The sequence below is a fragment of the Microbulbifer sp. MKSA007 genome (assembly GCA_032615215.1).
Lineage (GTDB): Bacteria > Pseudomonadota > Gammaproteobacteria > Pseudomonadales > Cellvibrionaceae > Microbulbifer.
This window is the reverse complement of record CP128433.1, coordinates 1,674,334-1,701,197: the sequence shown is the minus strand read 5'-3', so window position 1 is coordinate 1,701,197 and position 26,864 is coordinate 1,674,334. Positions and strand designations below refer to the sequence as shown.

Below are 26,864 nucleotides of genomic sequence, written 5' to 3'. Positions count from 1 at the left end.
ATGGAACCTCAACTGATCAATATCGGAATTGATACCGGCAATAAATAACTCGATATTCATGTGAGAGCTACAGGCCAATTCTTTAGTGTCACCAATAAAAATATCATTAAGTCATTAAGTCATTAAGGATGCCACTCAATCTCAAAGAATATTAGCAGAGTCTACAGAAAGACTCGAATTAGAGTTTGTCTGTACACGGAGAAAGCAGACTACCCCCCTAAATACGATCGTGAAAAATAACACCTACTGGGATGAAAGTATGGCTTAAAAAATTGACGAACAACCATTGTCACTTGCTATGAGAACCTCTCATTGCGACGTAATCCCAATGAGCGAACTGATTGAGAGTGATTGTTTACAGCTGGGGGATACTCCCTCTGAGCAGCAATACTGGATAGTTATCGCCATATCATAACCCGATGCGGGCATATGAAGTAAAACACTGGGTTGCTCACTGCCGACTTTATAATCCATAGAAGAGCTTGAAATTTCCTTTTTATCAATCAATAGGAAGGTTTGAACCCGTCCCGCTAAGCAACTTTCGAGTTTGTTAGCAAACTCAAGCTGATATAGAAAAGTATCAACACTTCCAGAATCTATTTTTTCCAACTTAATAGACAGCAAGTCTGCATTTGCTCGTGTTACTTCAGTATTTTTAGGTAGGCCATAGGCCATAGGCCATAGCTTCACCACAAAGCGCTAAAAATAAAAATTTTATAACATGCTTAAACATAGCTCGTTTAGCTCATAATGTCGGATTCAGGCGCGCCAGGAGCGAAGCGCCACTTGTGTATTAAGGGGAGCGCAGTAACCTTACACTCAAAAGTGCGTAGCTTTGGGTGTCGACTGGAACCCCTTGTTGTGTAGGAGGATTACCATATGATACTTGTAATTACTATTACTGCTACAATATACAAAACACCATTAATCGCAGTACGAATAGTTAACGGTGGGTCAGATTCTCTAGCGCTCAATTTCTTATATAGATAAATACTACTTAAGCTAACAAATACACATATCGTAGCAATTATATAATCTTGAACGCCAGGCACTGTCTTGTCTATAAGAATATATGCAAAAAAAAGCAAAATACCTGATATAGGAAGCCCTATAGCTGTATATGTACTAAGCAGTACGTTTTTTGTTTCACTGTTCATTCTTCACCTCGAACAAAACACTTAAATTAGGTACTTCTTAGGCGTCATCTGGGTTTACAGGTTGTATGAATTTACTTGATATTATTCTGCCTCTTAAACCTGCGCACCTTTGTGCGGATATTTTTCATTGGAGATGAGGTATTAAACTGGATCATCCTCCCAAGAGTGTAACTTTTATACCAACTGTGCCCATAAAGTTCATCATTGCTCAATGAGTCTACAAGCTTTAGTATTTTTTGTATTGTAAACTGGAATTCTGTCAGCAACTGTTTATAAGACCAATCCTTATAGGATGCATGAAAGTGCTGCGCTAGCTTCCCAAGCTCATTCCAGCTGTAACCTTTTTCTGGAAAATCTACTTCGAGATTATTTGCCCTAAGCTCATGCCATTTTAGGACAAGACTTCCCCAACCGATCAGGTATGAAATAGTATCAGAAACGCTTATTTCTGTATTTTTTATATTACCTTCGACACCAATCTCTCTCGAAAGCTCCTTGGGAACCCCCATATAATCAGCAAATAAATTTTCATAAGAATTTTCAATTGAGGAGATTAATTCTTCTTTATTTTTCGAAATTGAAGACATAGCTATCAATGGTTACTCGATTACAGAGTATTTACATAACATTCGCACTTGCAGCGGGTGAAGCGTGGCGTAAGCCATTCGACCGCGATAGCGGCAAATAATATGTGCTTGTTCAGTGATTTAACACCCACCATCACCATCGCCTCCATCTCCACCACCAAAATTTCCTGAATATCCACTGCCAAGGTAAGCGCCAGAGCTAGAGCCCTGAGTTATTCCAAACTTTACAATAAACCACAGCACACTGGAAATTAGGAAGCCAGTGAATACTAACGGGGCAAAAACTGAGTTAAGCAAATTTTCGGAAGTAAGATCGATCATATACCAAGATCCGACTAGGCCGAAAAAATTAATTATGAGTGATTTCATTTGCTCTCCTTGTACCACTTAACACCTTGCGGAGACCCATAGGGCCGTAGACTCGCTGCCTGTGATTGTTATTTCTGTATACACTTGCCGTCCAGATTGTAGCTTATTTTGAGCTTCACGCCATGAACTGGGACAGTCACACCTATTAATTCCCCAGGCACTAACTTGTATTTCATAAGAGCTTTTCTAGCCGCCTCATCAAATACGCCTTCAGGATAAGAATCTATGATTTTAACATTTTCAAAAAAACCACTAGGCATTACCGTCACTTCGAACTCGACCCACCCCTCTATGCAATTTTTAAGTGCCTCTAAAGGATAATTTGGCTTTACATAAATTATTGTTGCCGACGCAATTCCGGACATGAGAGAAATAGTGAGAGTAAATATTATTGGAATGCTCTTCATATTCTTATTCTTATTCTTATTCTTATTCTTATTCTTATTCTCACAACGTTAAGATCAGCGGCGGCTTGCTTCGCGAACATTTAACATACATATTGGAGCGCAGCAACGGTATAAAAAACGCACAAAATAAAATGTCAGCTACATTGCCTTGTTAAGGCTTTTGCCTGCTAAACGTAAATTTATTGCCATTTTCTACCAGCCCTCTAAAGAAATCCTTATCAATCTCGGCAATATGAGCCTTTACTATATAAGAACCATCCAAGCGAAGAATGAGAGTGTTACCTATTAACTCCCAAGCTCCTTCAAAAGGTAAAACCAAACAGCCTAGTTTTGGATAGTTTGTACACTTAAAAGTGTTGTCATATCTAAACTCACACTCGTCCCAGCCTGACTCACCACCAAATATGCCCCCACTCCTATCCTCCCAGGTGCCTACTAGATCCTGAGCTAAGCAAGTATTGCTACTTAGTAATAATAGAGTGACGAGCTTATTCATGGAGAACCTTAACACCTTTAATATGTGCGGTCGCGCAGCAAACGTCACATGTCTAACTTTATTATGTGCATTTACCTACTGCCTTAATTGAAAAATGTACTGTTCCTGCATGACTTGTCTTTTTATATAGGCACAGCTCTGAGCCTATTTTTACTTGGCCAGGAGAGCTTACCCCCACATGAGCTAAGTTGCCGTTAGCTAATTTGACCAAGAGTTTAGGATCATTTCCAGTTTGGCTGCCACCATAAACCTGAGCATGCGCGACACCTGAAACAAGCTCAGTGCTTTTAGGAAAACCGACATACTGGAAGAGCACTCCAATTCCCAGCGTAACCAAGATTGCGAACAGAATGCCTTTGTGCTCGCAGTACCAGAGTTCAACTGTCGCAAATATGGCTCGTTTATCTCTCATAGTCTAGACAATGCTGCCATTGCTTGTTAGCTTTTTTACTGAAAGTCCCCACGAGCTTTTAAAATACCATTTTGCTTCAAAAGAAACAGCTCATCGATATAGTTGCCGTAAACTACTACAGCAGAACTTCCCTCTATTTTGTAGTAAGGCTCAGGGAACTCGATCTTCACTGGCTTGATCTTCATGTTCTTATTATATGAATGGGCATAGTCATAAGTGGTATATGGAAGCCATGCAGAGGCTGGAACGAACATCACCTACTTGTTAGCCTTTGCCACCAAGCTCGAATTTCTGATGCAACTCATAGATTTGCTCCGTAAGGATATTATTACAATTCTGAACCGAAATCCGAGCGCCTGACTTATCTCCGATAACCACATATCTTACCCCGACTTGAAAGTCGTATTTGCACGTACAGGCTGTATCAAGTTTTAGATAGATTTTTTCAATTCTATTTCCATTAAGATCTTCGACCTTATCAAATAGAACTTCAATAGACTCTATTCTTTCTTCATGCCCTTTTTCTTGCGATACGGTAGCCTTTCGATATTGAACCTCTCCACGAAAGGTAAAATTCGACTCTTCTATTCTTTCAGATAATGTTTTCTTCGTATACTCAATCCAGCAGCTTGCCAGCCCACTTGGCGGGCATATCAATAGAGCTAAGACTACTAAGAATTTATTCATGGCTTAGAGGCTAACGAGGCTGTAGAAAAACAGTTTTAGAAAAAGCTGTCATTCCTCAGGTTCCTCCAAACAAAAATTTCGGTCTAAATTTAGCGATACCACTAAATTTCTTTCATTGTATTAAATTTAGGCGCCTTGATGCCCCTAATTTATACTCAATCAATGGATACTGCCATATCTCATCAACTTTTCTATATTATGTACCAAGCAGAACATCTGCCATTGTCCCTGAACCTTACTTTTTCCTCGTAGCGAGAAGCGATTCAATCGCTTGTTGGTACCAATGTTCCCGAACACTGGCTCGACAACAGACATTCGATGTCCATAAATGGTCTTGCCTTCGATACTATCAACCCGCTTTTTCATCCAGTCAGTGGCTGTCCGTCCGTTTGTCCAAGTTAGGGATACTTGCCTTCCATGTCCTTTTCGAGAGCTGGCAGATTCCGGGTTTCGCATACACTGATTTTTAAGGCTGCATTCCCTGCAGTCAGTGAGGCGCCCTTCGAACAATAGCTTTTTCTTACCTTCACTAACATGCTCTTCCTTTAATAAAAGCATAGATTTTCCTGCCGGACAGATACAGGTTTTCTTTTTCTTATTGAATGTAAATTCACTAGCAGGGAAAGTCTGCTGGACATTAGCCCTACCTTTTTGTTTACGCTTGCCATACTTGGCTTTTTGCTTAGCAAAAGCTTTATCACGTGAACGGAATTTATTGTCAGGTATGTAGGCATTGATGCCGCTCTCTCGCAGGTAGCTGTAGTTAGCGTCGTTGGAGAACCCAGTATCAGCAGTAATGATGACCTGTTTGGCCAAGATGTCTTCATCTATTCCTATATGCTGATAATGGCAACTGATGCCATCGAGAATAGGCTTCAATGTATGATGTTCTTGCCCCTCACCAAAGGCCTGTGCTTCAACAACTATCTGATGCTTCCTATCAACTGCGGCAACGCCGTTATAGCCCTGGATGGTTCCCTTGCTGGTAGTCATCTTGGCTGACTCATTGTCTGTGATATTACTTTTTACTTCTTTAGGGTTTTTACCTTGTCCCATCCTGGGGGAGTGATTCTTTAAGAACTGATCAATTTTATCAAAGTGTTTCTGAAGAGTATCCGCCGCTTTAGCTACCGCTTGTTTTCGCTCTTTTTCATTAGGCTTCCTGCCATCAAGCCTCTTGTGCTCTTTGAGACAATATTTGATCTTCTTGAGAATTTTTTCCTGCTTCTGTTCTAGTTCTTTAAAAGTTCCCGAATGTTCTTTGCTGGCATTGGATGGCATCTTGCATCCATCTATTGCGAAAAGTTCGTTGCCAAGCAGCCCCTGCTGATCGCAGACCAGTAACACTTGCTCAAACACCGACTCAATCGCATCAGGATAACTGCTTACGAAACTCGCAATACTAGTAAAATGTGGAACGGTATCGCATGACAGTGCTTTGAAGAGGATATTGTTCTCACATTGCCATTGAATTTCACGGCTTGAGGTAATGCCTTTTGAGTAAGCAAACAATATGATTTTCAGGAGGATAGCTGGATCATAAGCGGTTCGCCCGCCGCTATCATTTTGATATTTTTTATGGAAGACAGAGAGGTCGATATGGTCATCAATCAGATGATGAAGTGTAAACTCAAAGGTTTCAGGTTGTAGTTGCTCTTCGAAATTGATGATTACCATTGCATCTTGGTTGTAATCGTAACGTTTGAAATTGGGCATATGGATAATCTCGACATCAAGACCTCCATTTTAACAAAAAAGCTACCTTTTAAGAGTTTTTCTACAGCCTGAACGCCGCGCTCAGAGGCGGCTTACTTTGGGCGCTTTATGCGCGAAAATAGGAGCAAAGCAACTGCGCATAAAATGCACAAAGTAAGACGTCGCCTTGCAGCGCTTTGTTAGGGCTAACCCCGGGCACTGCCTCTGTGCTTAAGCCAAAACCCAGAATGATGCTGTGCAACCGACAGCCCTAAGCAGAAACGCTCAATGTTCAGCTGTGATTTTGGAAACGTGAATTCACGCACGAACATCGATTGCAAGAGTACTAGTGCCGCCCCTATCTGGGTAGAAGACTCCGGCCCATGCCCGCCATTTATATAGCTGGGAAAAAGTCCATCATTTCCCTGAAATGAAGGCGAGCCATTACAACAGCAATTTGTGGGCTAACCATACTACCATTTTTGAAGCGGTTCTTTAGCTCTTCCAGATGCGACTTATTCTCCGAGACAATGAGGCACATACATGCAATTAAGTGCGAACGCCAATTCACATCAAGTAGCAGAGTTTCATAACCTGCATGTTCGGTTTCAAGCTCAGTAGCTAGAGCACTAAAGATAGAAAGATCACTTTCTACTTCAAATGGTTGAAAACTCAAATCAAGGGCCTTCAGGTAGAAGCTACCATCATTACTGAGCTCTTCTAACCTCTTAAATACGTTCATCCACCAATTGCCCTAACGCCCGGTTAATGGGCAAGCGGAGCAACGCGTAGCCTGTCCCAGTGAAAGCTGCGTTTTTCGCAGCTGGAACGAATTGAACCGCTTATTATATTTATGCACTACCAAAGACACGAGCCACACACCGATTACAACCCCAGATTGAAGTCACCAACCCAAGGAAAAATAGAAAGCCAAGAAAAATACAAAGTGACTTTGTAACCATATCTAAAGGTCCTTCGCTTTGGGCTACCCAATATACTCCATAGCCTCCGCCCACTAGGGCAATAAAGCTGAGTATAAAGAGTGTTGGACGTTTCCAGTTTGCTTGAGGCATATCACCCCAAAAGCATAAGAAATTGACAACACTACAAAGATTACAATTTTTTCTCATATGATTTAAATATAACGCCTTTAGCATGGGCGGCCGCTATGGAGCGAAGCGGAATAGTGGACGTCCTGCCCGGCGGCTTTTTGCCGGGCGAGCATACCTAAACTTGTATGGTGTACGGACTCGCAGTATAGCACCATGAAACCATCCCCGATTTTTTGTATGATGCTAACCCCACTGCCCCAAAACGACGACGGATATTGACACCACCAAAAACAGTAAAGCAGCAATAGTAAGCGTTGAAACTAAAATGTACTTGTTGCGATGGAGAGCATACGAACCAAAGGTTAGCTTCGATACAATGCTACCCACTGCGACTGGCGCACCTATAGCTAGGGCTATAGCCATCCAGGGACCTATTGCCTGAATGATTGTGCCTGCGCCGACGAATAATGCTTCCATTCCAAACTCCATCGAGTACACCTAACGTTGCCAGTAGAGGCGGCCTACGCTGTGTGTGTGCGCGCAGCGCATAGCGTAGGCCGTCCTGCGGAGGCGCGCAGCGCCGGAGCGTACTGCCTGGCTAGGTTAGGTGACTTACCGATAAATAAGTTCGCCATTCTTCTTTACAAATACAGGTTCTGTTACTGTAAGTCTCTGTCCATCTCTATAAGCAACGGTTTTTAGCTCTAACTGAAAGAACCTGTCGTCCGAATAAAACCATTTAGTTACTGTTGTTTTTACGTTTTCATACTTAGTTCCTGGTGCACCTAATTTACCGAGATTTGCATGTTCGATTTTACTCATGTCGGTTACATGCAGGTCACCTGCCCCGAAGATAATTAAGTAACATTGTGAAGACTCTTCTTTGTAGCAAAGCGCATAAGCGCTTTTCCACTTATTCCACTTTCCCTGGTCAATGGCTAGCGAAAGTTTCTCTCGTGAAATATTTTTGAATTCAGAGATCCGGCTCAAAGTATCTACAAGATCACACTCACCACAAGCAGTCGCTTGTGAAGTAAGAGCTAAAAAAATAGTTAAAAGTATTGATCTCATATTCACCTAACGAGGCTGTAGAAAAACAGTTTTAGAAAAAGCTGTCATTCCTCAGGTTCCTCCAAACAAAAATTTCGGTCTAAATTTAGCGATACCACTAAATTTCTTTCATTGTATTAAATTTAGGCGCCTTGATGCCCCTAATTTATACTCAATCAATGGATACTGCCATATCTCATCAACTTTTCTATATTATGTACCAAGCAGAACATCTGCCATTGTCCCTGAACCTTACTTTTTCCTCGTAGCGAGAAGCGATTCAATCGCTTGTTGGTACCAATGTTCCCGAACACTGGCTCGACAACAGACATTCGATGTCCATAAATGGTCTTGCCTTCGATACTATCAACCCGCTTTTTCATCCAGTCAGTGGCTGTCCGTCCGTTTGTCCAAGTTAGGGATACTTGCCTTCCATGTCCTTTTCGAGAGCTGGCAGATTCCGGGTTTCGCATACACTGATTTTTAAGGCTGCATTCCCTGCAGTCAGTGAGGCGCCCTTCGAACAGTAGTTTTTTCTTACCTTCACTGACATGCTCTTCTTTTAACAAGAGCATCGCTTTTCCTGCAGGACAGATACAGGTTTTCTTTTTCTTGTTGAATGTAAATTCACTAGCTGGGATAGTCTTCTGGACATTAGCCCTACCTTTTTGATTGCGCTTGCCATACTTGGTTTTTTGCTTTGTAAAAGCTTTATCACGTGAACGGAATTTATTGTCAGGTATATAGGCATTGATGCCGCTCTCTCGCAGGTAGCTGTAGTTAGCGTCGTTGGAGAACCCAGTATCAGCAGTAATGATGACCTGTTTGGCCAAGATGTCTTCATCTATTCCTATATGCTGATAATGGCAACTGATGCCATCGAGAATAGGCTTCAATGTATGATGTTCTTGCCCCTCACCAAAGGCCTGTGCTTCAACAACTATCTGATGCTTCCTATCAACTGCGGCAACGCCGTTATAGCCCTGGATGGTTCCCTTGCTGGTAGTCATCTTGGCTGACTCATTGTCTGTGATATTACTTTTTACTTCTTTAGGGTTTTTACCTTGTCCCATCCTGGGGGAGTGATTCTTTAAGAACTGATCAATTTTATCAAAGTGTTTCTGAAGAGTATCCGCCGCTTTAGCTACCGCTTGTTTTCGCTCTTTTTCATTAGGCTTCCTGCCATCAAGCCTCTTGTGCTCTTTGAGACAATATTTGATCTTCTTGAGAATTTTTTCCTGCTTCTGTTCTAGTTCTTTAAAAGTTCCCGAATGTTCTTTGCTGGCATTGGATGGCATCTTGCATCCATCTATTGCGAAAAGTTCGTTGCCAAGCAGCCCCTGCTGATCGCAGACCAGTAACACTTGCTCAAACACCGACTCAATCGCATCAGGATAACTGCTTACGAAACTCGCAATACTAGTAAAATGTGGAACGGTATCGCATGACAGTGCTTTGAAGAGGATATTGTTCTCACATTGCCATTGAATTTCACGGCTTGAGGTAATGCCTTTTGAGTAAGCAAACAATATGATTTTCAGGAGGATAGCTGGATCATAAGCGGTTCGCCCGCCGCTATCATTTTGATATTTTTTATGGAAGACAGAGAGGTCGATATGGTCATCAATCAGATGATGAAGTGTAAACTCAAAGGTTTCAGGTTGTAGTTGCTCTTCGAAATTGATGATTACCATTGCATCTTGGTTGTAATCGTAACGTTTGAAATTGGGCATATGGATAATCTCGACATCAAGACCTCCATTTTAACAAAAAAGCTACCTTTTAAGAGTTTTTCTACAGCCTGAACGCCCAAAGCAGCGGCGCGCGTTAGCGCGTCCAGCCCGCAGGGCGATGCTGCCTTTGCTTGTTAGGCTTTTGTTATTCAACATAAACTGATTTCTTTATTAAACTATATGTTCCCAGCCAAGAAGTCACTTTAATAGTATTAGCAAAGTGCCATTCGCTGTTTGTCTCAGGTATCTCACTGATTCCACATAGCGAACCACCCATGTAGTTTGGTATTTTATCCGGAATATCTTGCTTAAGAGATTTCGCTAGATCTCTATCGATAAGATATTCAATGGTCACTAGCTTTTCGTTGATTATATTCTCTAAAGTTTCAAAAGCCTCTGAAGCTGTCCAGAACTCGATAGACACTCTCTCAAACTTGACTACCAGCCGATCATAGTAGGAGAACTTCAGTTTTGTATCTCCCGTAGGAGATATTAACTGATAGGGCCAAACCTCATCTTGAGTTTCAGTTAAACTGCCTTCCCATTCAGAGAATCTGTTTAGTAGTTCTTTTATTTTCTCATGCATAGTTCGATTCTTGCGAGCCTAACGCCCGCAACACCGGGCCGTTTGGAGCGCAGCGGAAAACGGGTCCGCGTGCTTGCGTTTGTTATACGAAAACTGGTTGCTGGTTTGCATATCCCCATACCCTGTAACACCCATTTTCTAAGGAGTATGGGATATTGTACTTTTTCAGAACAGTTGCTATAAAGCCACTGAAGTCAGTAATTCTATCACTTAAAAGATTGCCCCTTCGCTCTCTTTTGAATGGGTCAATATCCATCCACTCGATACAGTTAGATTGACCATAGCGAACCCATTCCCAATCAAGCAGCGAAAACCCAGGCATTGCCTCTAAGTCTCGTAGATATTTAAGCCTTACTTGAGGCTCGAAATCACTGTTACTTGTAATGGCATTAGCGAGTTCTCGCCACTTTGTTTTGTTCATATACGAAACAAGGCGCCGCTCTTCAATAAATTTTAGTGTTTCTTCGTTCATTGCCTACGTATAACGCCGGTCACACAGGCGAGCGAAACGAAGTGTAGCGAGTCCAGCCAAATGCTGGTTTTTGCATTTGGCGATTGTGCTGGCCCTTGTTATGCATTTTCTTTCGCTAGCCATTTTTTGATCAGTGGTATTGAACCCTTCCCAAAGCTCCAAGACTCTAACTCTTTGCGAGATAGCAACTTGTATGAATCATTCTCTTCGTTGAGGATGATTTCACCCTCTGCTCTAGCATAGTACCCGATCATTACTTGGTTAAGGTTTTCATATATTGAGGTCGTGATAAGTTCAATATAGGTAGTTTCTAAATTTAGTTCTTCGCGAATTTCACGCATTGCGGCTTTTTGTGGATCTTCGTTAGTATCAATAAAGCCAGAGACTAAAGAATACTTCCAATCTGGCCACTCAACGTTATGAGTCACAATGTATTTTCCATCATGTTCCACCAGAACGATTGCAACAGGAGTAGGGTTTTCCCAGAAGATAAACTCGCAAGCATTAGTACTGCAGCATAGTTTATAACCTGACTCTACTAATCGTTCTTCAAGTTTGTGGCTACAGACTGGACAATATTTGAAACTGCTCAAACTTCAACCTCTTCTAGCTTTCTTTTAAGGTCATGGTTAATCTCTTTAGCAGAGTAAATCTTTGGCTTGCTTTTATAGCCTTCAGTATCAACTTGATAATTAATCGAGAACACTTCATCTCCATCTTTTTCAAGTTTGAAGCACAAAAATTCCTCCCAGCGTCCCGCCCAACCAGAAGTAACCGAAAGAGTGTAGCCGTCCTTTTGGTAGGTACTCCCCTTCAATTTATCAAATCTAGTTCTAGAAAACCCAAGATTTGAAACCAAATAGTCAGTAAGTTCTTTCATGTGTATAACGCCAAGCTAAACGGCACAAAAGGTTGTGGCAGAGTGAAACGAGCCACGGCCTTTTGTGTCCGGTGGAGGCCCAACGGGCCGGAACGTATTTGAGCGCCTTGTTAGCAATACTTACTAATGGCATTACGCAACAACCCTTTATCTTTATACCCAATTTCACCTCTAAACCCAAGCAACGGTAATTTATGGAACAACTTAGATACATACTTAATCTTATCTAATCCAGGTGTAAATTCTGTAAAAGAAAACTCGTAAGTAAACCAACCTTTACGAAATTTGATCAAGCTATCCGTGTTCTCTAATACTTCTATACCATTCAAATTACAATAAGAAATGTACGAGCCTTCACCAGAGATATTCACAATCGAAAGCCGATTTTCTTCTTCTGATATTCTTGCTTCATAAACGCCGAAGGATACTCTAATCATGGTTTTGCTAACGCCCGCATAATCGGCCGACCGCGCGAAGCGTGGGCGGTCCGGTGGAAGCCACGTAGTGGCTGGAACGAAATTCATGCGCTTGTTATGTGATTCTAGAGAAAACATCTAAGGCTTACTCCGAATTTCGATTACACCACCTTCTGGGGGATTGATTAAATCAAACTCGAACTCACCAGAAATTAATACCTGATCAACTCCTTCGTTGACCAATGACACAACTTCATTAAATGCCTCGGAATTTAAGACACGATACGGCCCATAAATATAAAAATTGTCAGTGCTTACCTCTATAATTTCAAACACTTCCACTCTTTTTTCATTACTTAAAATCATTGGCTTTTCACATAACGCCCAGCGCAGGCGCAACCAGCGCGGAGCGCTTTTTGTGTTAATGTTTGAGCGCCAGCGAGTTACACACAAAGTGCGTAGCGTTGGCTGTCGCTCTGCCGCTGCTTGTTATCTCTATGCGGTCTTAAGCACTAGCCACAACAGGAGTGGTGAGGCTACTATCATGACTATTCCAACAATACGCTCCGAACCAGAAATTAGGCTCTTTAATTGACCGTTTGCAATTACTGCAGTCGCCATCCAACAAATTAGTGCGATAAAAACTAGATACAATGACATAAGAAACACGTGAATTGCACCGGACTTGTATCCAGAAAGAGCGGCGGCGATCGCTAATCCGTTAAACAATCCAAAAGCTACGGCGGAAAATGTAATGCCAAATTTAGCTGGGGCATTAACTACATGTTGAACTATAAGTTCTTTCCACCACACTACTTCACTGGCGCCGAAAATTAGTAGGTATAATCCAGAAGCTAAAATGACCATCGAGAACAATACACATATTGTCTTTATGGCAGCACTCTCGAAGAAAACATCTTCAATTTCCTTTTTAAAGGGAAGAAAGCTTAAGTTTTCAATGGCCAGCATTAATAGAAGTCCCCAGATAAGGAAAGGGATAGCTTCCTTGCCGAATGAAATAGTTATTTGCTTAAAATCCATCCTCTCTCCTAGAGATAACGCTGCTAGCAAGGGCAGCCGAAGCAACGCGTAGGCTGTCCAGCCCAGCCCCGAAGGGGTTGGGCGAGCTTGCCTAGCCTGGTTATGGCTGGCGCACTCGGGACTACTTACTAGCACTTTGCCAGCCACAGCTTGGCTGGCCGCTGCCCAATATTTACGAGGAAAGAATACCGTACTTTCCCCAATCAATTCCTATCTTATTGGCACTCCGCGAAATTGCAGCGGACTGCCTCTTTTTACAACACCCGAGCGAACCCTCTAGGAGAGAAACTACTTAAATAACAATCAGCAAAATTGCTCAATGCCGGATGCTATTTAGTGGCCTAAGCCTTCAGTTACCACGAAAAATCAATAAAACTGACCGCCACAATAACGCCCGCATTTGCGGCTGGTTTGGCGCGCAGCGGAAAACCAGTCCGACAACATGCGCTTGTTAAATGCTTACTCAGAACAATACTCATAACGTTCCGTGACTGTATTTTCCGGACTAATTGAATTCATAACTTGGCACATATGCTTGGGATCAACAGCCAGGCGCCCAAACCAACCTCCCCAGGCATAAACCTTTCTATCCATCAATGCCTCGATGGCGTCAGTGTGGTTTCTTCCTTCTTCCTCGCTTAACATAAGCGCATATGACAATTGCCTGAAACGATCGTACTGATTGAAATCTAAAGGAGCATTGCCAGATGCTTCGTCCAGAATCTTAAACATCGCTGATTCTATTTTGGACAGACTGTCAGCATAGTTTGCTGCCGCTGCCACCTGGGCGGCACTAGTTCCCAGTAGCGTACGATGATCTATCAGATGATAGGCATGCGATGCGTATGGTTTTGCTCTCTCTCCGTGTTGAGCTAGGGTTGTCATGGCAATTGGGCGAGGGTCCTGACGCTTTTTTGATCCTGTTTTGACGTAGTATGGCTGTTTTCGAAAAGCGACTTTAGAAATGCCCTCGAGCATATTATCGGACGGATTTTCCAGCTTGGCATACAGGCGCAATTGGTATAGGTCTGGTGTTGGGTGCACTGGCTCATCAGCGAGAAGCCTTTCTACAGCTTTATATAATCCCTCTGGCTTACAAATATATTTAGACTCCCCTCCTTCTCGCTCAAAAAAACCATTACTTAACTGTTTCTCAATGCCAATCTTTAGGGTTAGTAAATCTGTATCAAGCGCTAGTCCATAGAGTGCTTCAAGGTGGTCGAATACACTTTTAAATTTCTCATCAGCAGGTATGCAAGCGCGAGGGTAAATGTTAGCTGGCCGAATTTCGGCAAACGAATCGTCTTTTCTTTCCGAAACCCAGTAAGTGAAAATCGAACCTATCAGTGTGCCGAATAAGACAAGAAATAAAGATTTCACCATGTGGTTCTACTATCCTTGATGCGCATTTAACGTTGCCAACAGGGGCAGCCGGAGCGTTTGCGTGCGAGGCACGCAGCGTAGGATGTCCAGTCCAGACCTGAAGGGGATGGACGAGCCTGCTTGGTTTTGTTAAATAGCTGGCCTACAAACACGTCCCAGTCTGCTCTATTGTAGATTCAGTAACTACCCCTTTAGAGTCCGCCTTGAATGTGATGATATAGTGCCATTTACTACAGACGATACTATTAGCCTCACCAGAGTCAACAATCGTTAATGTATTTTCAGAAGGGTTAAAAATAGGCTCAAACGCTTTATATTTTAACATTAGATAACCAATTTCCGGCCTATTTGACTTGACATATTCTATTTCTGCCTTCCAGTACTCAACTCTTCTTGGCCCTTCATTACCAAGCTCACAAGAGCAAAGAAAAACCATCATTAACAGGATGTATAAATATTTCATAAGCTATTTAACGCTTAGATAACCTGCACTGCAGGCGGTAAAAAAAATGACCTGGCATTGAATTTAGGCCGAACTAAAGAGGCCCATTCCTGCAGTGTCTGGTTCATCGCCATGTTGTACATTCCCGCCGGCACTATCTTGCCGAGCCGCCCCCTTTATAAAGGAAATTCCTTTTTTCGCCTTAGACCACACTCGGCCAGTCAACTTTGTAGATTCATGGCACTGCCCACACTCTACCATCAGATCTTGGATTTGCAATCCAGCTGGGAGTCGTTGATCTTTCATTAAACCCACTTGATTACTACATAGATCGTGCTTTTTCTTATTGCACCCAGCATATAATCCATAACTCCGTACCATGTGTTTTCCTATTGGAGGTATGTGCTGCAAGACACGTCTTAAGAACTCCTGAGGCTTTAACCGAAGTTGCTTACGTCGCTGGTCACGGTGATCAAAATAACGAAAATCCAGCCCCTTATGATCCACGTTTAATATCTGCTTTGGCTTAAGCGGGCCACCTTTGATGTAGCGTGAAAAATACAGCAGAACGCCTTGACCATGCTCATACCGTTCTTGAATACGAACCGACCATTCCTTGCGATAGCAAGCTTTAAAGAGGATATCAAACTGGCCAATTGACCAACTGGGAGGAAGCTTGAGTAACCCGGCACGATACTGTTCTAATAAAAGCGCTTGAAATTTTCCCCTATAAAGACTCTTAACCACTCGCACAGGCAATAAATATTCACCTGTTTCTTTCCATTTTTCCCTTAAAGTCAAGCCGCCAGCAGTTATCAAACAGTGTATATGGGGATGTAAAGTTAACTGTCTTCCCCAAGTATGCAGAGCCATAAGCATCCCGGGAGTTACTCCGTGATAGTCTTTACTCGCCATTAATTCAAACAGGGTTTCTTTACTCGACAAAAAGAGTATATCTGTAAGCTTCTCTTCGTTGTATTGCCATAACGGCAGATACTCATGAGGTATAGTAAAGACCACATGAAAATGTTCTGTATCAAATAATTTACGACGCTGCTGATCAACCCACTGGAGCTGTTTTCTGCCTGAGCAGAGGGGGCAACTTCTATGCCTACAAGAATGATGCTGTTCAGTGACATGGTTGTGCTTACAACGATAATAACTGCTTCCCATCGATTTTGTACGGCATTCTTGTATCGAGGAGATAGCCTTTAAATTTTTTAGTGGTTGCGCAGTTTTAGATAAATAACCACTGTACGCAGAAAATATATTTTGCAATACCCGGTTATGCATTTTCTAAAATGCCTCTTATAATTTAAAAGTGGCACCACTCCCGCGCAGCGGGTTTGTACAACAGTTAATTCAAAAGCAGCGTCTATATATCACCCTTCTATATAATTCTACCGCCCTCAATCAAAGCCCGCTTAAAAACCCAATAAAATCAAAAAAATACATTGAGTGGCACGAAACGAAACAAGTAGATATAAAGCAGCGTCTTTATAATTCCGCGCTCTCCCTGCTTTATATCATTTTTCACATCCTTTAAAAATCAATAAGTTATAGAATTTTCCCCAGAAATAGGAGCAGCGTCTTTTGAATTCTGATATACGAAGCAGGACTTAGTTATCAGTGCTGTATTTCATCAGCCTACTATGCACATATGTCCCAGCTGGAGGGATGCGCTACCGCGTAAAGAATTGGCTTGCTTAGTACTCGACCTTACTGAGTCAGGAATCTTTTTTGTTGAGATCAGCAGCAGACTCATTAGAGCAAAGAAAAGTGACGGTCCTTACCTCAAAGAGGAAAACGTCCCGCTTCCCTACAAGGCTCTCATAAAATCACAGGGTCGCTGCAGGCCATCCCACTTGCAGTTGATAAGCCATCCATAGTGGTTTGCCCCCCACTCTGCTATTCTGCGCCCCCTATAAAGAAGCCCTTCGAACTTTGGCCTGGACCTTTCTGTTCAGATCTTTCCCGATTGTATGCTTCAGGAACATCAGGTTTGGGCTTGCCGTTCATTATTTGATCGAACGCTTCAGCTTATTAAGCCCCCGAGGAAACCTGCCCCCTACCCCAATCTGAGCCGGCCGCCACTCCTGCGGGGCTCTTGGGGTTTGCGAACACTTTTGTAACTTACTGATTTTCTTAGAAAAAATGCCAAAAACCGCAAACAAGACCAAGGCCGCGAAACCCGAACACACCCCCATGATGCAACAATACATGCGCATCAAGGCCCAGCACCCCCAAGAGCTGGTGTTCTACCGCATGGGGGACTTTTACGAGCTGTTCTTTGATGATGCCAAGAAGGCGGCTGAGCTGTTGGATGTCACCCTTACTGCCCGTGGCAAGTCCGGGGGGGAACCTATCCCCATGGCCGGTATTCCCTACCATGCAGCTGAGGGCTACTTGGCGCGGCTAATTAAAGCTGGTGTTTCCGTTGCCATCTGTGAACAAATCGGTGATCCCGCCACCAGCAAGGGGCCGGTTGAGCGCCAGGTAGTACGTATTGTTACTCCGGGCACGGTCACCGACGAGGCACTTCTCAACGATCGCCGCGATAACCTCCTGGCTGCTATTTCACACTTGGGCGATGTATTTGGCCTGGCACTGCTGGACCTGGCAACCGGTCGTTTTGTGGTTCAGGAAACAGATACTCTGGAAGCCCTGGCCGAGCAGGTGCAGCGCCACAATCCCGCTGAACTGCTTGCGCCGGAAGAGCTTAGCCTGCCGATTGAAATCGAACGCCGCGCGGGCGTGCGCCGCCGGGCACCTTGGGAGTTCGAGCTGGAGAGCGCTTTGCGTCTGCTCAACCAGCAATTCGGCACCATGAACCTGGAGGCCTTTGGTTGTAGCCATATGCACGGTGCTGTGATCGCTGCCGGCTGCCTGCTGCAATATGCACGGGACACCCAGCGTACCGAGCTGCCCCATATTCGCGGCCTGCTGACGGAAAGTGGTGATGAGACAGTCGCCTTGGATGGTGCCAGCCGCCGCAATCTGGAGATTGATCTGAACCTGAACGGTGGCGATGACAATACCCTCTTGTCGGTCTTCGATAGCTGTAAAACCGCTATGGGTAGCCGCTTGCTGCGCCGCTGGTTTAACAACCCCTTGCGCCAGCTGACTACCTTGCGCAACCGCCAAGATGCCATCGCAGCATTAATTGCCGATTATGGCTTTGAGCCTCTGCGTGATGCCCTCAAACCTGTGGGCGATATGGAGCGAATCCTGGGCCGTTTGGCACTGCGCTCTGCACGTCCTCGGGATTTGGCTCGCCTGGGCCAGTCCCTAGCTCAATTCCCAGAAATCCAGCAACAGTTAGCGGAATCTGACGCAACGTTATTGAATGAATTGTGCAGCCAGATCGGCGAGTGGCCAGAAACCGTAGAGCTACTGCAAGATGCCATTATTGAAAACCCTCCGGTAGTAATTCGCGACGGTGGCGTTATTGCTACCGGCTACGACGAAGAACTGGACGAGCTGCGCGCTATCAGTGAAAACGCCGGCGATTACCTGGTGCAACTGGAGCAGCGGGAAAAAGAGCGCACCGGTATGCCCACCCTTAAGGTGGGTTACAACCGGGTGCACGGCTACTTTATTGAAATCAGTCGCGGGCAAAGCGATAAGGCGCCAGCTGAATACATTCGCCGCCAGACCCTGAAAAATGCAGAGCGCTTTATCACGCCCGAGCTAAAGGAGTTTGAAGACAAGGCGCTCTCCGCCAAGAGCCGCGCGCTAGCTCGTGAAAAGGCATTGTACGAAGAGCTAATCAATCAGCTGAATGAGTCCCTGGCAGAGCTCCAAGCCGCCGCTGCGGGTATATCCGAATTAGACGTGCTGGCATGCTTGGCCGAGCGCGCTGACGATTTGCGCCTGTGCCGTCCCGAACTGGGCACTGAGCCTGGTCTGCATATTACCGGCGGGCGCCACCCGGTGGTGGAGCAGGTATTGGACGAGCCTTTTGTGGCCAACGATATTGATTTGCACAATGACCGCCGCATGCTGGTAATTACCGGCCCGAACATGGGCGGTAAATCTACCTATATGCGCCAGACAGCATTGATTGCCCTGTTGGCCCACTGCGGCAGTTACGTGCCCGCCGACAGTGCCCAGATCGGCCTGCTGGATCGTATCTTCACTCGCATCGGCAGTGCCGATGACCTGGCCGGTGGCCGCTCCACCTTTATGGTGGAAATGACCGAGACCGCCAATATCCTGCGCAATGCCACCGAGCACAGCTTGGTACTGATGGATGAGATTGGCCGTGGTACCAGCACTTACGACGGCCTGTCCTTGGCCTGGGCCTGTGCCCACTACCTGGCAGGGGAAGTGCGCGCCTTTACGCTGTTCGCCACCCATTACTTTGAACTGACTGACCTGCCCAGCCAATGCTCTGAGGCCGCCAACATCCACTTGGATGCCACCGAGCACGGCGAGGGAATTGTCTTCCTGCACCGCATCCAGGAAGGGCCCGCCTCTAAGAGTTACGGGTTGCAGGTGGCCAAACTGGCCGGCATCCCCAGTGATGTATTGACCGAGGCCCGCGCGCGCTTGGCAGCATTGGAAGCCGGCGCCCAGTCGGTAGATGTGCCAGCTCCTATTGCTACGCCTGCACCGGCCCCCAAACAGGAGCCGGAAGAAGCCGCTGTGCCAATGGCCGCGGGCCCTGGTTCCCCCCAGCAGGTAGATCTGTTTGGCAGCCCAAGCCACCCGGCCGTGGATGCCCTTGAGGAGCTTGATCCGGACGATTTGACGCCACGCCAGGCACTGGAAGCGCTCTATTCTTTACGCAAGTTACTGAAGTAAAAGACCGGGCGACCCTGGTCGCCCAATTCATCCTGTTATAAACAGTGAACTAAATCGACTGAAAAGCCACTACAATTCGCGCCAGTAATTGATAAAATCCGCTGCACGAAGAATTCAGTGGCACTATCGAGGGACAAACATGACATTCGTAATTGGGGAAAACTGCATTAAGTGTAAATACACCGACTGTGTAGAGGTTTGCCCGGTAGACTGTTTTTACGAAGGCCCCAACTTCCTGGTAATTCACCCAGACGAGTGTATCGACTGCGCCCTGTGTGAGCCGGAGTGCCCCGCCAACGCGATTTTCTCTGAGGATGAGGTTCCGGACGATCAGCAGGAATTTATCGAGTTGAACGCAGAACTCGCCGAGGTATGGCCCAATATTACTGAGAAGAAAGACCCATTACCGGATGCCGAGGAGTGGGACGGCAAGAAGGGCAAGCTGGACCAGCTGGAGCGCTAAACAAGTTCAAAGAAAAAAGCCGTCATTGACGGCTTTTTTTCTATCTGTGGAAACCCCAAAAAATGAAAATAATAATTAATGCTATTTGCATTTGGCTTTTTGTATTTTCAACCTGTGCCCAGGCAATTACCGGCAAGGATAAATGGGTAGCGCTTATTTTTGATGAGGGGCCCTCCCCCGACAAAACCGAGCCACTGTTAAAGCGGCTCGAATCTTTGGACGTGACCGCCACTTTTTTCCCTACAGGGCAGGAAATGGAAAGGTACCCGGAGCAGACCCAGGCAATCATTCAGGCTGGACATCAGTTAGGCAACCATGGTTACTCACACACAAACCTTTCCCAGATGCCTTTGAGTAGTGCCAAGGAAGAGATTAAAAAAACCTGTCGGCTACTACAAAGTAATGGCTATACCAGCAAGCCCATGTTTCTCCCTCCTCACGGAAAGATGTCTGACGAGCTGGGCACGCTTTTAAGCGATCACCAGTTCAAGATTGCTCACTGGGATATCGATCCTACTGAGCAACTGCAAGCAGGCGGCGCTCAAGTCGCAGCTGACTATATATCCCAAAAGGCAAAAGACGGAAGTGTAGTTCTGCTGCACCCCATGTACGGTCAGCACCATCAGGTAATGGAGGCCCTGCCCCTCATTACTGCGCAACTCAGGCAAAAGGGCTTCCAGTTTGCCACACTGGAGCAACTAACCCTCATGAAAGCAGGCGACCATTTGGAACCTGTGGAGCGGGACTCTATCAATTAGCGGAACGGGAGCCCAAGGCTCCCTCCACTCTATTGGGAGCCTCTTATGTTGCGCTGGGCTGTCACCTTTCTGGTTATTGCGCTGATCGCCGCCTTCTTTGGCTTTAGTGGCATCGCTTCGACCGCAACTGAAATAGCCAAGATTCTCTTCTTTATTTTCCTTGTGATGTTTGTGCTGGCACTAATTTTCGGCAGACCCAAGTAGAACAGCCGTCCAAGGGCGCCTGTCATTACTTCTTGTGAGGCACTCGGGTCGGCGCCAGGCTGAGCACTTCAGCAATGTGATTGGCCCCCAATACCATCTCCATTACGCCCAACGCCTCAAGAATCTCATCATCACCGGCACCGAGCTTTCGCGCAGCGGCAATCAGGTGCTCGCGATGGTCATCAGGGGCGCTGTTGGCATTGCGCGCCAAGTCAAACAGGGCGTGCTCTTTTTCAGAAAAGTGCACATGCTTGGGGTCAGTGCGAATCCGCATCACTTCATCCGTTTCCACCCCAAGCATTTGCAGGGACATACTGTGATGGTAAATGCCATAGTCACAGTGGTTATCGGCTGAGACTGCCAGGCCAATGGCTTCTTTCAGCTGCGCCGACAAACAGCCGTGAATCATCACCGTCTTAAACTTGTACCAGTTTGCCTCAAGCAATCCCGGGTGTTGAGCGTAGACACGGAACAGACTGGGAATTCCCCCCAGCTCGTCATCAATCTCAGCAAAAACCCTGGCTACATCATCGGAAGCTGGGTGCTCGACCAACGGAATACTGCTCATTATTCACCTACCTGTCATCGCCGGGTGTCCAAGTGGCATAAATTACTTTCTGGCACGACATAACACTGTATATAATCACAGCATGAGAAAGATTATCCACTGTGATTGTGACTGCTTCTACGCTTCGGTCGAAATGCGTGACGATCCCAATCTTCGTGGACGCCCTTTGGCCGTTGGAGGCAGTAGCGACCGCCGCGGAGTGATCTCTACCTGCAACTATGAAGCCCGCAGCTATGGGGTTCGCTCCGCAATGCCTACCGCCCAGGCCAAGAAACTGTGCCCTGATTTGATTGTAGTACCCGGCAACATGGCTAAGTACCGGGAGGTCAGCGGGCAGATACGGGAGATATTTCTCGACTACTGCGATGATATTGAGCCCCTATCCCTGGACGAAGCCTTCCTGGATGTCACCGACAGTGGCCGCTGCCACGGCAGCGCCACCCTAATCGCTGAGGAAATCCGGCAACGGGTGCGCGATACCCTGGGCATCACAATTTCTGCCGGGGTGGCTCCGAATAAATTCCTGGCCAAAATTGCCAGTGATTGGCAGAAACCCGACGGATTGACAGTCATTACGCCGAGCGAGGTCGATCAATTTGTTTTGCGCCTGCCTATCAACAAAATTCACGGCGTGGGACGGGTAACCGCAGAGAAAATGCATCGACAAGGCATTCGCACTTGCGCGGATTTACGCAATTTTTCGCAAGTTGAACTGAGTAAGAAGTTTGGCAAATTTGGCCGCCGCCTTTACGACCTTTGCCGTGGTGTTGACGATCGCCCGGTAAGCGGCGATGGCTCCCGCAAGAGTGTTAGTGTCGAGCGCACCTTTCGCGAAGACTTATCCAGTTTTGACGAATGGCTGGAACAGCTGACAGAGCTGTATATGCGTCTGCTGGAGCGGCTGGAAAAACTCGGCGATCGTTACGAAGTAAATGGTGCCACCGTAAAAGTAAAGTACGCGGATTTTACTACCAGCACCCACGAGCGCAGCAGCCGTGCCGGGCGCATTTCTGAATTCCGCCAGCTACTGCAGGAGTGTCGAGAAAAACGCCCTGCTCCCATCCGCCTTCTTGGGGTAGGCCTGCGACTCACAGACCTCCGGGCGGGGCAAGGCCCTGTTCAATTGCCACTACCCTTGCCGGAGCAAGCCTCTTTTTGACGTTTGATGGCTTAATTAGGCGCATAATCACTTATTGATAAATCTGGCGTTGGCCCTTACCCGAGCAACCACCTCTCAAACCAGGGGCAACTATACTTCGCAAGCCCGAAGATTCGTATCTGTCGTACCGTGACATCGGCTGAAATTATAAGTACTGGCCAGAGAATAATTGCGACGCAGAACCATACTACAATCTTCTTTATTGACGCCGCATAAACCAATACTCGGCCAGTGGTTCGAGGCGGGATAATTTGCGTACGGAGGCTCAAGACATTGTCTCTCAAAGAGTTACGCCAGCTATCTGACGAGGCGCTATTCCAATACTACAAGGAGTCGCGCAAACCTGCTGTGTTCCGTCAACTCTACGGCCGCCATAAAGATTCCCTGTATCGCTACTGTATGCAAATGGCGCCATCTTCAACCACTTTACTCTTGCAAAAACTCTGGCGTGGTCTTTTGGAAAATCCACCAGAACTGCACGGGCGCCTGCTTAAAAGTTGGCTTTACATCCAAGTCAATAAATTGCTCAAGCTTGAGGAATTTTCCAGTTCGAAGAAATCCGCGCATGAGTCTCCCCAGCAGAATAGAATTCTCGCAGCGATTCAAAATTTACCTTCTCAATTGCGCAATGTTTTATTACTGCATATGGAATGCAAGCTGCCACTGGCAACAGTGGCTGACATCGAGCAGCTCTCTCTCAATAAATGCCGCACCCTATATCATCGCGCCCGAACCGCACTGGACGAAGCGATATACGGTTCGGAGAGAAGACCTTGGCAAGTAGAAGTTATCGAAGAGTAATCGAGTTAATGCTATGAGCAATTGGGAAAATCAATATTTTAAAGAAGCCGAGACGTTGACTTCCCCGCAGCAGCTGGATGACGATCTATATAAAACAGCCCAAACCTATAAGCCGAAGGTAAACGTCAATCATCTACTCTCTCGTGCAACAGTAAGTTGTAGCTTGGTAACCGCCTTGCTATTGCTTCTTCATCCAGCCCAACACCTAGGTGCCTTCACTCACAAGGCAAATTCCACCGAGCAGCATTTGTACGAGCCGGCATTAAGGGATTGGAAAGAAACTGTGATGGCAGTTACCCCAGCGCCAGATCCCTGGCTCGCACTACGCAATCAGGTAAATAGTGGCGAGTATGTTGCCTTGTGCCACTATTGGCGGGCAGAACAGCAGGATGCAAGTGAAGAATCCCTACCCGATGAATTACGTAAAAGTGCTAAGCGTCACTGCCGGATTTTATCGAGCACGGCTTCAAGGAGCTAGAAACAACTGATATCAAGTTCAAGCGGCCAATTCGAATTCTCACTCCCTATACAGTCCCAACTTAGCCACTACACTGTGGTGGGCATCTACGGTGCCGGCGGTCCTTCTGCCGGAGAAAATCCGGTACTAAAGTCGGTAATCAACCAACTTCAAGGGCGGATATTTTCCCACACACGAAAGCTAACTATTTACCGTCACCTTAAAAATGGGATTTCGCGCAAAAAAGCAGCGATATTGTTTGGCTACAGCAGAGGGGGAAATGCTGCAATAAAAATCGCCAATGCACTTGGTCGGCAAGGCATCTCTATACAATGCCTGGTGATATTTGATGCCCACAGCATCAATGACAAAAGAAAATTCAAACTCAAATATGACAATATCAAAAGGGCTTACAACTTCTTTCAAAGAAACCCCAGAACCGCCGGAAAATATGGCTGGTGGGGTATAAACCCCTACTGGGGATGCACCCTATTCTCACCATTTATCGAAGTCCAACAATTTGACTTTACTGGCGAGTACTACAAAAAAGGTATTCCCGCTTCTCACTTGAATATTGTTCGCATGGGTCTCAACACCCTTAAACAACAAGAAACATTTATGTAAACTCGCCTTAAAAAACTCTCAAACAGATCGAAATCACCACTTTCCACTGCGACTTAGAAAAATGGTGATCCGGCCTTATACTGACCCCACTAGGTAATCTGTAGGAAAATCCACTCTGCAACTAAAGCTGGCTTCTCCTCGCCCTCTATTTCCATAGTTACCATCAGCTTAATTTGATACTGGGAATCTTTTTTCTCCGTAATATCCAGTATTTTCCCAAATACGCGCACCCGGCTACCGGTCTTTACCGGGTTGATAAAGCGGACTTTATCCAAACCATAATTCACCCCCATATAAGCACCTGTAACCGTTATCTGTAGAGCCCCTACAAAATAAGGCAGCAGTGACAATGAGAGAAAACCATGGGCAACCGTTCCCCCAAAAGGCGTTTTCGCAGCGGCCTCTGGGTCTACATGAATGAACTGTCGATCCAAGGTGCACTCAGCAAAGCTATCAACTCTCTGCTGGTCAACTTCAAACCAGTCTGTGGGCTCTGTTTCAAAACCAATGTAATAGCCGAGGCTATCAGGTGAGATTTCTACAGGCATCGAAGGCTCCTTTTCGATTCTCTATTCGCTTTCTCAGCGACTCCCAACCTCAATAGGCCGAGAGACCGCCATCTACTGCCAGTGCCTGCCCGGTAATGTAAGTCATTTTTGGGGAAACCAGCATCAACATGGCCGCTACGACTTCTTCCGGCTTGCCCAGGCGTTTCATCGGGCAACCCTCAGCAAGAAACGCTTGAACTTGTTCAGGGCTGGCATCTTCAGTTGCAATATCGGTAACCATCGGGGTGAGGCAATAGAAGGGGCAAATCGCGTTTACACGGATACCGTACTTGGCGTTTTCCATCGCTGCCGTTTTGGTCAGGCCGATCACACCATGTTTTGCCGCGGCGTAAGAGGCAATCTTGGGAGCACCGCCCAGCCCTGCCATAGAAGAAACATTCAGAACAGCCCCGCCGGTCATCTTCAACAGGGGCAACTGGTGTTTAAGCCCCAGGAAAACACCCTTTAGGTTAACGTTGTACTGAAGGTCCATCATGGCCTCATCTGTCTGCTTGAGAGACATCATCGGAGGCGCGATTCCGGCATTGTTAACAGCGATATCCAGCTGTCCAAATTCTGATTGGGCCAGTTGCGCCAGTGCAGCGCAATCAGACTCTTGGGAAACATCACAGCGCTGGGCGCGCACAGCGATATTTTGGCTTCCCAGCTTGTCCGCCAACTGCATCAAGGCCTCTTCATTGATATCTCCCAATACCAAACGAGCACCCCGAGAACCAAGTTCCTCTGCTAGTAATTTTCCAAATCCACTGGCAGCACCGGTAATCAGTGCGACTTTATCGCTAAAATCGAGAATTGGATCATGCATGGTTAAATCCCCCCACACGAAGTCAAACCACCATCTACAACGACACACTCTCCAGTCGTGTAACTGGAAGCATCGGAGACCAAATACAAAACGGTGCCCGCCATCTCTTCCGGCTCCGCATGACGGTGCATGGGAATATGGCCAACCGCAGTTTTATAAATATCCTCGTGGGAAAACAATGCCCCGGCGAATTTGGTTTTTGTAAGCCCTGGTAGTAGAGCATTCACCCGGATATTAAATTGCGCACACTCCTTGGCAAACGCTTTGGTCATATTGACCACAGCCGCCTTGGTAATTGAGTAAATACCCTGCCCAACACCCGGCTGCAAGGCATTCACTGAGGCGGTATTTACAATAACGCCACCACCCTGCTCTCGCATCAACTTGCCGGCTTCTACCGACATAAAGAAATAACCGCGTATATTGACCTCTACCGTCTTTTCGAAGGCCGCTAGATCAGTATCAAGAATATGGCCAAAATAGGGATTAGTCGCCGCATTGTTGACCAAAATATCCAAGCGACCAAATCGCTCGCGAATATCGCCAATAACCTGCTGGATATTATCCATATTGCCGATATGACAGGGGATCGCATCGGCACAGCCACCGGCATCCACAATTGCATCGGCTACGGCCTGACACCCCTCAATTTTTCTGCTGGAAACCAAAACATGGGCACCCTGCTCAGCCAAAAGTTTTGCGATGGCCTCACCAATACCTCGACTGGCACCCGTCACCAGGGCAATTTTTCCCGAGAGATCAAAAATATTCTTTGCCATTTCTTA

General features: G+C 45.9%; 36 protein-coding genes. 8 read left to right on the top strand and 28 right to left on the bottom strand.

What is annotated here, in order from left to right:
• Positions 1 to 309 precede the first annotated feature (309 nt).
• From QT397_10275 to QT397_10160, 24 genes are all read right to left on the bottom strand, one after another.
• On the bottom strand, positions 310 to 675 hold the full coding sequence (locus QT397_10275) for a hypothetical protein (protein WNZ57703.1): 366 nt from the start codon (positions 673 to 675) through the stop codon (positions 310 to 312).
• A 197-nt stretch (positions 676 to 872) separates the two neighbouring features.
• The gene (locus QT397_10270) at positions 873 to 1,157 is read right to left on the bottom strand and encodes a hypothetical protein (protein WNZ57702.1); all 285 of its coding nucleotides are present in this window, start codon (positions 1,155 to 1,157) and stop codon (positions 873 to 875) included.
• Positions 1,158 to 1,228: 71 nt separating this feature from the next.
• Positions 1,229 to 1,744 (bottom strand): ClbS/DfsB family four-helix bundle protein, encoded by a 516-nt coding sequence (locus QT397_10265; GenBank protein ID WNZ58533.1) that lies wholly within the window; start codon positions 1,742 to 1,744, stop codon positions 1,229 to 1,231.
• Between the two features lie 20 nt (positions 1,745 to 1,764).
• The gene (locus tag QT397_10260; GenBank protein WNZ57701.1) at positions 1,765 to 1,929 is read right to left on the bottom strand and encodes a hypothetical protein; all 165 of its coding nucleotides are present in this window, start codon (positions 1,927 to 1,929) and stop codon (positions 1,765 to 1,767) included.
• 252 nt (positions 1,930 to 2,181) lie between these two features.
• Positions 2,182 to 2,520 (bottom strand): energy transducer TonB, encoded by a 339-nt coding sequence (locus QT397_10255; protein WNZ57700.1) that lies wholly within the window; start codon positions 2,518 to 2,520, stop codon positions 2,182 to 2,184.
• A 151-nt stretch (positions 2,521 to 2,671) separates the two neighbouring features.
• Positions 2,672 to 3,016, bottom strand: a complete 345-nt coding sequence (locus QT397_10250) for a lipocalin family protein (protein ID WNZ57699.1) — start codon at positions 3,014 to 3,016, stop codon at positions 2,672 to 2,674.
• 61 nt (positions 3,017 to 3,077) lie between these two features.
• Positions 3,078 to 3,428 (bottom strand): hypothetical protein, encoded by a 351-nt coding sequence (locus tag QT397_10245; GenBank protein ID WNZ57698.1) that lies wholly within the window; start codon positions 3,426 to 3,428, stop codon positions 3,078 to 3,080.
• Between the two features lie 35 nt (positions 3,429 to 3,463).
• Complete coding sequence (locus QT397_10240; GenBank protein WNZ57697.1) at positions 3,464 to 3,598, bottom strand: hypothetical protein; 135 nt, start codon at positions 3,596 to 3,598, stop codon at positions 3,464 to 3,466.
• A 94-nt stretch (positions 3,599 to 3,692) separates the two neighbouring features.
• On the bottom strand, positions 3,693 to 4,115 hold the full coding sequence (locus QT397_10235) for a hypothetical protein (protein ID WNZ57696.1): 423 nt from the start codon (positions 4,113 to 4,115) through the stop codon (positions 3,693 to 3,695).
• Between the two features lie 159 nt (positions 4,116 to 4,274).
• Positions 4,275 to 5,831 carry an IS1182 family transposase gene (locus QT397_10230; protein WNZ57695.1) on the bottom strand — a complete coding sequence of 519 codons (1,557 nt, stop codon included), beginning with the start codon at positions 5,829 to 5,831 and terminating at the stop codon, positions 4,275 to 4,277.
• Between the two features lie 373 nt (positions 5,832 to 6,204).
• Positions 6,205 to 6,552 (bottom strand): hypothetical protein, encoded by a 348-nt coding sequence (locus QT397_10225; GenBank protein WNZ57694.1) that lies wholly within the window; start codon positions 6,550 to 6,552, stop codon positions 6,205 to 6,207.
• Positions 6,553 to 7,105: 553 nt separating this feature from the next.
• Positions 7,106 to 7,339 (bottom strand): hypothetical protein, encoded by a 234-nt coding sequence (locus QT397_10220; GenBank protein WNZ57693.1) that lies wholly within the window; start codon positions 7,337 to 7,339, stop codon positions 7,106 to 7,108.
• 135 nt (positions 7,340 to 7,474) lie between these two features.
• A complete protein-coding gene (locus tag QT397_10215) occupies positions 7,475 to 7,933 on the bottom strand; it encodes a hypothetical protein (GenBank protein WNZ57692.1) in 459 nt (152 codons plus the stop codon).
• 155 nt (positions 7,934 to 8,088) lie between these two features.
• Entirely contained in the window at positions 8,089 to 9,645 is a 1,557-nt protein-coding gene (locus tag QT397_10210) for a transposase (protein ID WNZ57691.1), read from the bottom strand.
• Positions 9,646 to 9,790: 145 nt separating this feature from the next.
• Positions 9,791 to 10,231 (bottom strand): hypothetical protein, encoded by a 441-nt coding sequence (locus QT397_10205; protein ID WNZ57690.1) that lies wholly within the window; start codon positions 10,229 to 10,231, stop codon positions 9,791 to 9,793.
• A gap of 82 nt (positions 10,232 to 10,313) precedes the next feature.
• Positions 10,314 to 10,703: a hypothetical protein gene (locus QT397_10200; protein ID WNZ57689.1), complete on the bottom strand. Its 390-nt coding sequence runs from the start codon at positions 10,701 to 10,703 to the stop codon at positions 10,314 to 10,316.
• A gap of 98 nt (positions 10,704 to 10,801) precedes the next feature.
• Positions 10,802 to 11,296, bottom strand: coding sequence for an NUDIX domain-containing protein (locus QT397_10195; GenBank protein ID WNZ57688.1), 495 nt, complete (start codon positions 11,294 to 11,296; stop codon positions 10,802 to 10,804).
• Positions 11,293 to 11,583, bottom strand: a complete 291-nt coding sequence (locus tag QT397_10190) for a hypothetical protein (protein WNZ57687.1) — start codon at positions 11,581 to 11,583, stop codon at positions 11,293 to 11,295. Before QT397_10190 ends, QT397_10195 begins: the two co-directional genes overlap by 4 nt.
• Before the next feature lie 110 nt (positions 11,584 to 11,693).
• The gene (locus tag QT397_10185) at positions 11,694 to 12,020 is read right to left on the bottom strand and encodes a hypothetical protein (protein WNZ57686.1); all 327 of its coding nucleotides are present in this window, start codon (positions 12,018 to 12,020) and stop codon (positions 11,694 to 11,696) included.
• A gap of 117 nt (positions 12,021 to 12,137) precedes the next feature.
• Positions 12,138 to 12,452, bottom strand: coding sequence for a hypothetical protein (locus tag QT397_10180; protein WNZ57685.1), 315 nt, complete (start codon positions 12,450 to 12,452; stop codon positions 12,138 to 12,140).
• A 42-nt stretch (positions 12,453 to 12,494) separates the two neighbouring features.
• On the bottom strand, positions 12,495 to 13,040 hold the full coding sequence (locus QT397_10175) for a hypothetical protein (GenBank protein ID WNZ57684.1): 546 nt from the start codon (positions 13,038 to 13,040) through the stop codon (positions 12,495 to 12,497).
• A gap of 459 nt (positions 13,041 to 13,499) precedes the next feature.
• The gene (locus QT397_10170; GenBank protein WNZ57683.1) at positions 13,500 to 14,423 is read right to left on the bottom strand and encodes a hypothetical protein; all 924 of its coding nucleotides are present in this window, start codon (positions 14,421 to 14,423) and stop codon (positions 13,500 to 13,502) included.
• Positions 14,424 to 14,565: 142 nt separating this feature from the next.
• Complete coding sequence (locus QT397_10165) at positions 14,566 to 14,886, bottom strand: hypothetical protein (protein ID WNZ57682.1); 321 nt, start codon at positions 14,884 to 14,886, stop codon at positions 14,566 to 14,568.
• Between the two features lie 63 nt (positions 14,887 to 14,949).
• On the bottom strand, positions 14,950 to 16,158 hold the full coding sequence (locus tag QT397_10160) for a transposase (GenBank protein ID WNZ57681.1): 1,209 nt from the start codon (positions 16,156 to 16,158) through the stop codon (positions 14,950 to 14,952).
• An 861-nt stretch (positions 16,159 to 17,019) separates the two neighbouring features.
• On the opposite strand from QT397_10160, the gene mutS reads away from it, so the two are divergent.
• The 4 genes from mutS to QT397_10140 all read left to right on the top strand — a co-directional run bounded on the left by mutS (position 17,020) and on the right by QT397_10140 (position 21,096).
• On the top strand, positions 17,020 to 19,671 hold the full coding sequence (gene mutS / locus QT397_10155) for a DNA mismatch repair protein MutS (protein ID WNZ57680.1): 2,652 nt from the start codon (positions 17,020 to 17,022) through the stop codon (positions 19,669 to 19,671).
• Between the two features lie 139 nt (positions 19,672 to 19,810).
• Positions 19,811 to 20,134 (top strand): ferredoxin family protein, encoded by a 324-nt coding sequence (locus QT397_10150; protein WNZ57679.1) that lies wholly within the window; start codon positions 19,811 to 19,813, stop codon positions 20,132 to 20,134.
• Positions 20,135 to 20,196: 62 nt separating this feature from the next.
• Complete coding sequence (locus QT397_10145; GenBank protein ID WNZ57678.1) at positions 20,197 to 20,892, top strand: polysaccharide deacetylase family protein; 696 nt, start codon at positions 20,197 to 20,199, stop codon at positions 20,890 to 20,892.
• Positions 20,893 to 20,937: 45 nt separating this feature from the next.
• Positions 20,938 to 21,096: a DUF1328 domain-containing protein gene (locus QT397_10140; protein ID WNZ57677.1), complete on the top strand. Its 159-nt coding sequence runs from the start codon at positions 20,938 to 20,940 to the stop codon at positions 21,094 to 21,096.
• 25 nt (positions 21,097 to 21,121) lie between these two features.
• Here QT397_10140 and QT397_10135 read toward each other — a convergent pair whose 3' ends face one another.
• A complete protein-coding gene (locus tag QT397_10135; protein ID WNZ57676.1) occupies positions 21,122 to 21,664 on the bottom strand; it encodes a carboxymuconolactone decarboxylase family protein in 543 nt (180 codons plus the stop codon).
• An 82-nt stretch (positions 21,665 to 21,746) separates the two neighbouring features.
• Here QT397_10135 and dinB point away from each other — a divergent pair, with 82 nt between their 5' ends.
• From dinB to QT397_10115, 4 genes are all read left to right on the top strand, one after another.
• Positions 21,747 to 22,823, top strand: a complete 1,077-nt coding sequence (gene dinB, locus QT397_10130; GenBank protein WNZ57675.1) for a DNA polymerase IV — start codon at positions 21,747 to 21,749, stop codon at positions 22,821 to 22,823.
• Between the two features lie 273 nt (positions 22,824 to 23,096).
• Positions 23,097 to 23,624, top strand: coding sequence for a sigma-70 family RNA polymerase sigma factor (locus QT397_10125; GenBank protein ID WNZ57674.1), 528 nt, complete (start codon positions 23,097 to 23,099; stop codon positions 23,622 to 23,624).
• Positions 23,625 to 23,637: 13 nt separating this feature from the next.
• Positions 23,638 to 24,102 (top strand): hypothetical protein, encoded by a 465-nt coding sequence (locus QT397_10120; GenBank protein ID WNZ57673.1) that lies wholly within the window; start codon positions 23,638 to 23,640, stop codon positions 24,100 to 24,102.
• A gap of 78 nt (positions 24,103 to 24,180) precedes the next feature.
• Positions 24,181 to 24,705 (top strand): hypothetical protein, encoded by a 525-nt coding sequence (locus QT397_10115; GenBank protein WNZ57672.1) that lies wholly within the window; start codon positions 24,181 to 24,183, stop codon positions 24,703 to 24,705.
• Positions 24,706 to 24,794: 89 nt separating this feature from the next.
• Here QT397_10115 and QT397_10110 read toward each other — a convergent pair whose 3' ends face one another.
• From QT397_10110 to QT397_10100, 3 genes are read right to left on the bottom strand one after another with little or no spacing between them, the layout of a single operon-like run.
• Entirely contained in the window at positions 24,795 to 25,253 is a 459-nt protein-coding gene (locus QT397_10110) for a MaoC family dehydratase (protein ID WNZ57671.1), read from the bottom strand.
• Between the two features lie 49 nt (positions 25,254 to 25,302).
• The gene (locus tag QT397_10105) at positions 25,303 to 26,079 is read right to left on the bottom strand and encodes an SDR family oxidoreductase (protein WNZ57670.1); all 777 of its coding nucleotides are present in this window, start codon (positions 26,077 to 26,079) and stop codon (positions 25,303 to 25,305) included.
• 2 nt (positions 26,080 to 26,081) lie between these two features.
• Positions 26,082 to 26,858, bottom strand: coding sequence for an SDR family oxidoreductase (locus tag QT397_10100; protein ID WNZ57669.1), 777 nt, complete (start codon positions 26,856 to 26,858; stop codon positions 26,082 to 26,084).
• Positions 26,859 to 26,864 lie beyond the last annotated feature (6 nt).

Bases quoted from the DNA above. Each gene is read 5' to 3' on its own strand.
- QT397_10275 (WNZ57703.1), bottom strand. From the start codon at position 675: ATGGCCTATGGCCTACCTAAAAATACTGAAGTAACACGAGCAAATGCA.
- QT397_10270 (WNZ57702.1), bottom strand. From the start codon at position 1,157: ATGAACAGTGAAACAAAAAACGTACTGCTTAGTACATATACAGCTATA.
- QT397_10265 (WNZ58533.1), bottom strand. From the start codon at position 1,744: ATGTCTTCAATTTCGAAAAATAAAGAAGAATTAATCTCCTCAATTGAA.
- QT397_10255 (WNZ57700.1), bottom strand. From the start codon at position 2,520: ATGAAGAGCATTCCAATAATATTTACTCTCACTATTTCTCTCATGTCC.
- QT397_10250 (WNZ57699.1), bottom strand. From the start codon at position 3,016: ATGAATAAGCTCGTCACTCTATTATTACTAAGTAGCAATACTTGCTTA.
- QT397_10245 (WNZ57698.1), bottom strand. From the start codon at position 3,428: ATGAGAGATAAACGAGCCATATTTGCGACAGTTGAACTCTGGTACTGC.
- QT397_10235 (WNZ57696.1), bottom strand. From the start codon at position 4,115: ATGAATAAATTCTTAGTAGTCTTAGCTCTATTGATATGCCCGCCAAGT.
- QT397_10230 (WNZ57695.1), bottom strand. From the start codon at position 5,831: ATGCCCAATTTCAAACGTTACGATTACAACCAAGATGCAATGGTAATC.
- QT397_10225 (WNZ57694.1), bottom strand. From the start codon at position 6,552: ATGAACGTATTTAAGAGGTTAGAAGAGCTCAGTAATGATGGTAGCTTC.
- QT397_10220 (WNZ57693.1), bottom strand. From the start codon at position 7,339: ATGGAAGCATTATTCGTCGGCGCAGGCACAATCATTCAGGCAATAGGT.
- QT397_10215 (WNZ57692.1), bottom strand. From the start codon at position 7,933: ATGAGATCAATACTTTTAACTATTTTTTTAGCTCTTACTTCACAAGCG.
- QT397_10210 (WNZ57691.1), bottom strand. From the start codon at position 9,645: ATGCCCAATTTCAAACGTTACGATTACAACCAAGATGCAATGGTAATC.
- QT397_10205 (WNZ57690.1), bottom strand. From the start codon at position 10,231: ATGCATGAGAAAATAAAAGAACTACTAAACAGATTCTCTGAATGGGAA.
- QT397_10200 (WNZ57689.1), bottom strand. From the start codon at position 10,703: ATGAACGAAGAAACACTAAAATTTATTGAAGAGCGGCGCCTTGTTTCG.
- QT397_10190 (WNZ57687.1), bottom strand. From the start codon at position 11,583: ATGAAAGAACTTACTGACTATTTGGTTTCAAATCTTGGGTTTTCTAGA.
- QT397_10185 (WNZ57686.1), bottom strand. From the start codon at position 12,020: ATGATTAGAGTATCCTTCGGCGTTTATGAAGCAAGAATATCAGAAGAA.
- QT397_10175 (WNZ57684.1), bottom strand. From the start codon at position 13,040: ATGGATTTTAAGCAAATAACTATTTCATTCGGCAAGGAAGCTATCCCT.
- QT397_10170 (WNZ57683.1), bottom strand. From the start codon at position 14,423: ATGGTGAAATCTTTATTTCTTGTCTTATTCGGCACACTGATAGGTTCG.
- QT397_10165 (WNZ57682.1), bottom strand. From the start codon at position 14,886: ATGAAATATTTATACATCCTGTTAATGATGGTTTTTCTTTGCTCTTGT.
- QT397_10160 (WNZ57681.1), bottom strand. From the start codon at position 16,158: ATGCATAACCGGGTATTGCAAAATATATTTTCTGCGTACAGTGGTTAT.
- mutS (WNZ57680.1), top strand. From the start codon at position 17,020: ATGCCAAAAACCGCAAACAAGACCAAGGCCGCGAAACCCGAACACACC.
- QT397_10150 (WNZ57679.1), top strand. From the start codon at position 19,811: ATGACATTCGTAATTGGGGAAAACTGCATTAAGTGTAAATACACCGAC.
- QT397_10145 (WNZ57678.1), top strand. From the start codon at position 20,197: ATGAAAATAATAATTAATGCTATTTGCATTTGGCTTTTTGTATTTTCA.
- QT397_10140 (WNZ57677.1), top strand. From the start codon at position 20,938: ATGTTGCGCTGGGCTGTCACCTTTCTGGTTATTGCGCTGATCGCCGCC.
- QT397_10135 (WNZ57676.1), bottom strand. From the start codon at position 21,664: ATGAGCAGTATTCCGTTGGTCGAGCACCCAGCTTCCGATGATGTAGCC.
- dinB (WNZ57675.1), top strand. From the start codon at position 21,747: ATGAGAAAGATTATCCACTGTGATTGTGACTGCTTCTACGCTTCGGTC.
- QT397_10120 (WNZ57673.1), top strand. From the start codon at position 23,638: ATGAGCAATTGGGAAAATCAATATTTTAAAGAAGCCGAGACGTTGACT.
- QT397_10110 (WNZ57671.1), bottom strand. From the start codon at position 25,253: ATGCCTGTAGAAATCTCACCTGATAGCCTCGGCTATTACATTGGTTTT.
- QT397_10105 (WNZ57670.1), bottom strand. From the start codon at position 26,079: ATGCATGATCCAATTCTCGATTTTAGCGATAAAGTCGCACTGATTACC.
- QT397_10100 (WNZ57669.1), bottom strand. From the start codon at position 26,858: ATGGCAAAGAATATTTTTGATCTCTCGGGAAAAATTGCCCTGGTGACG.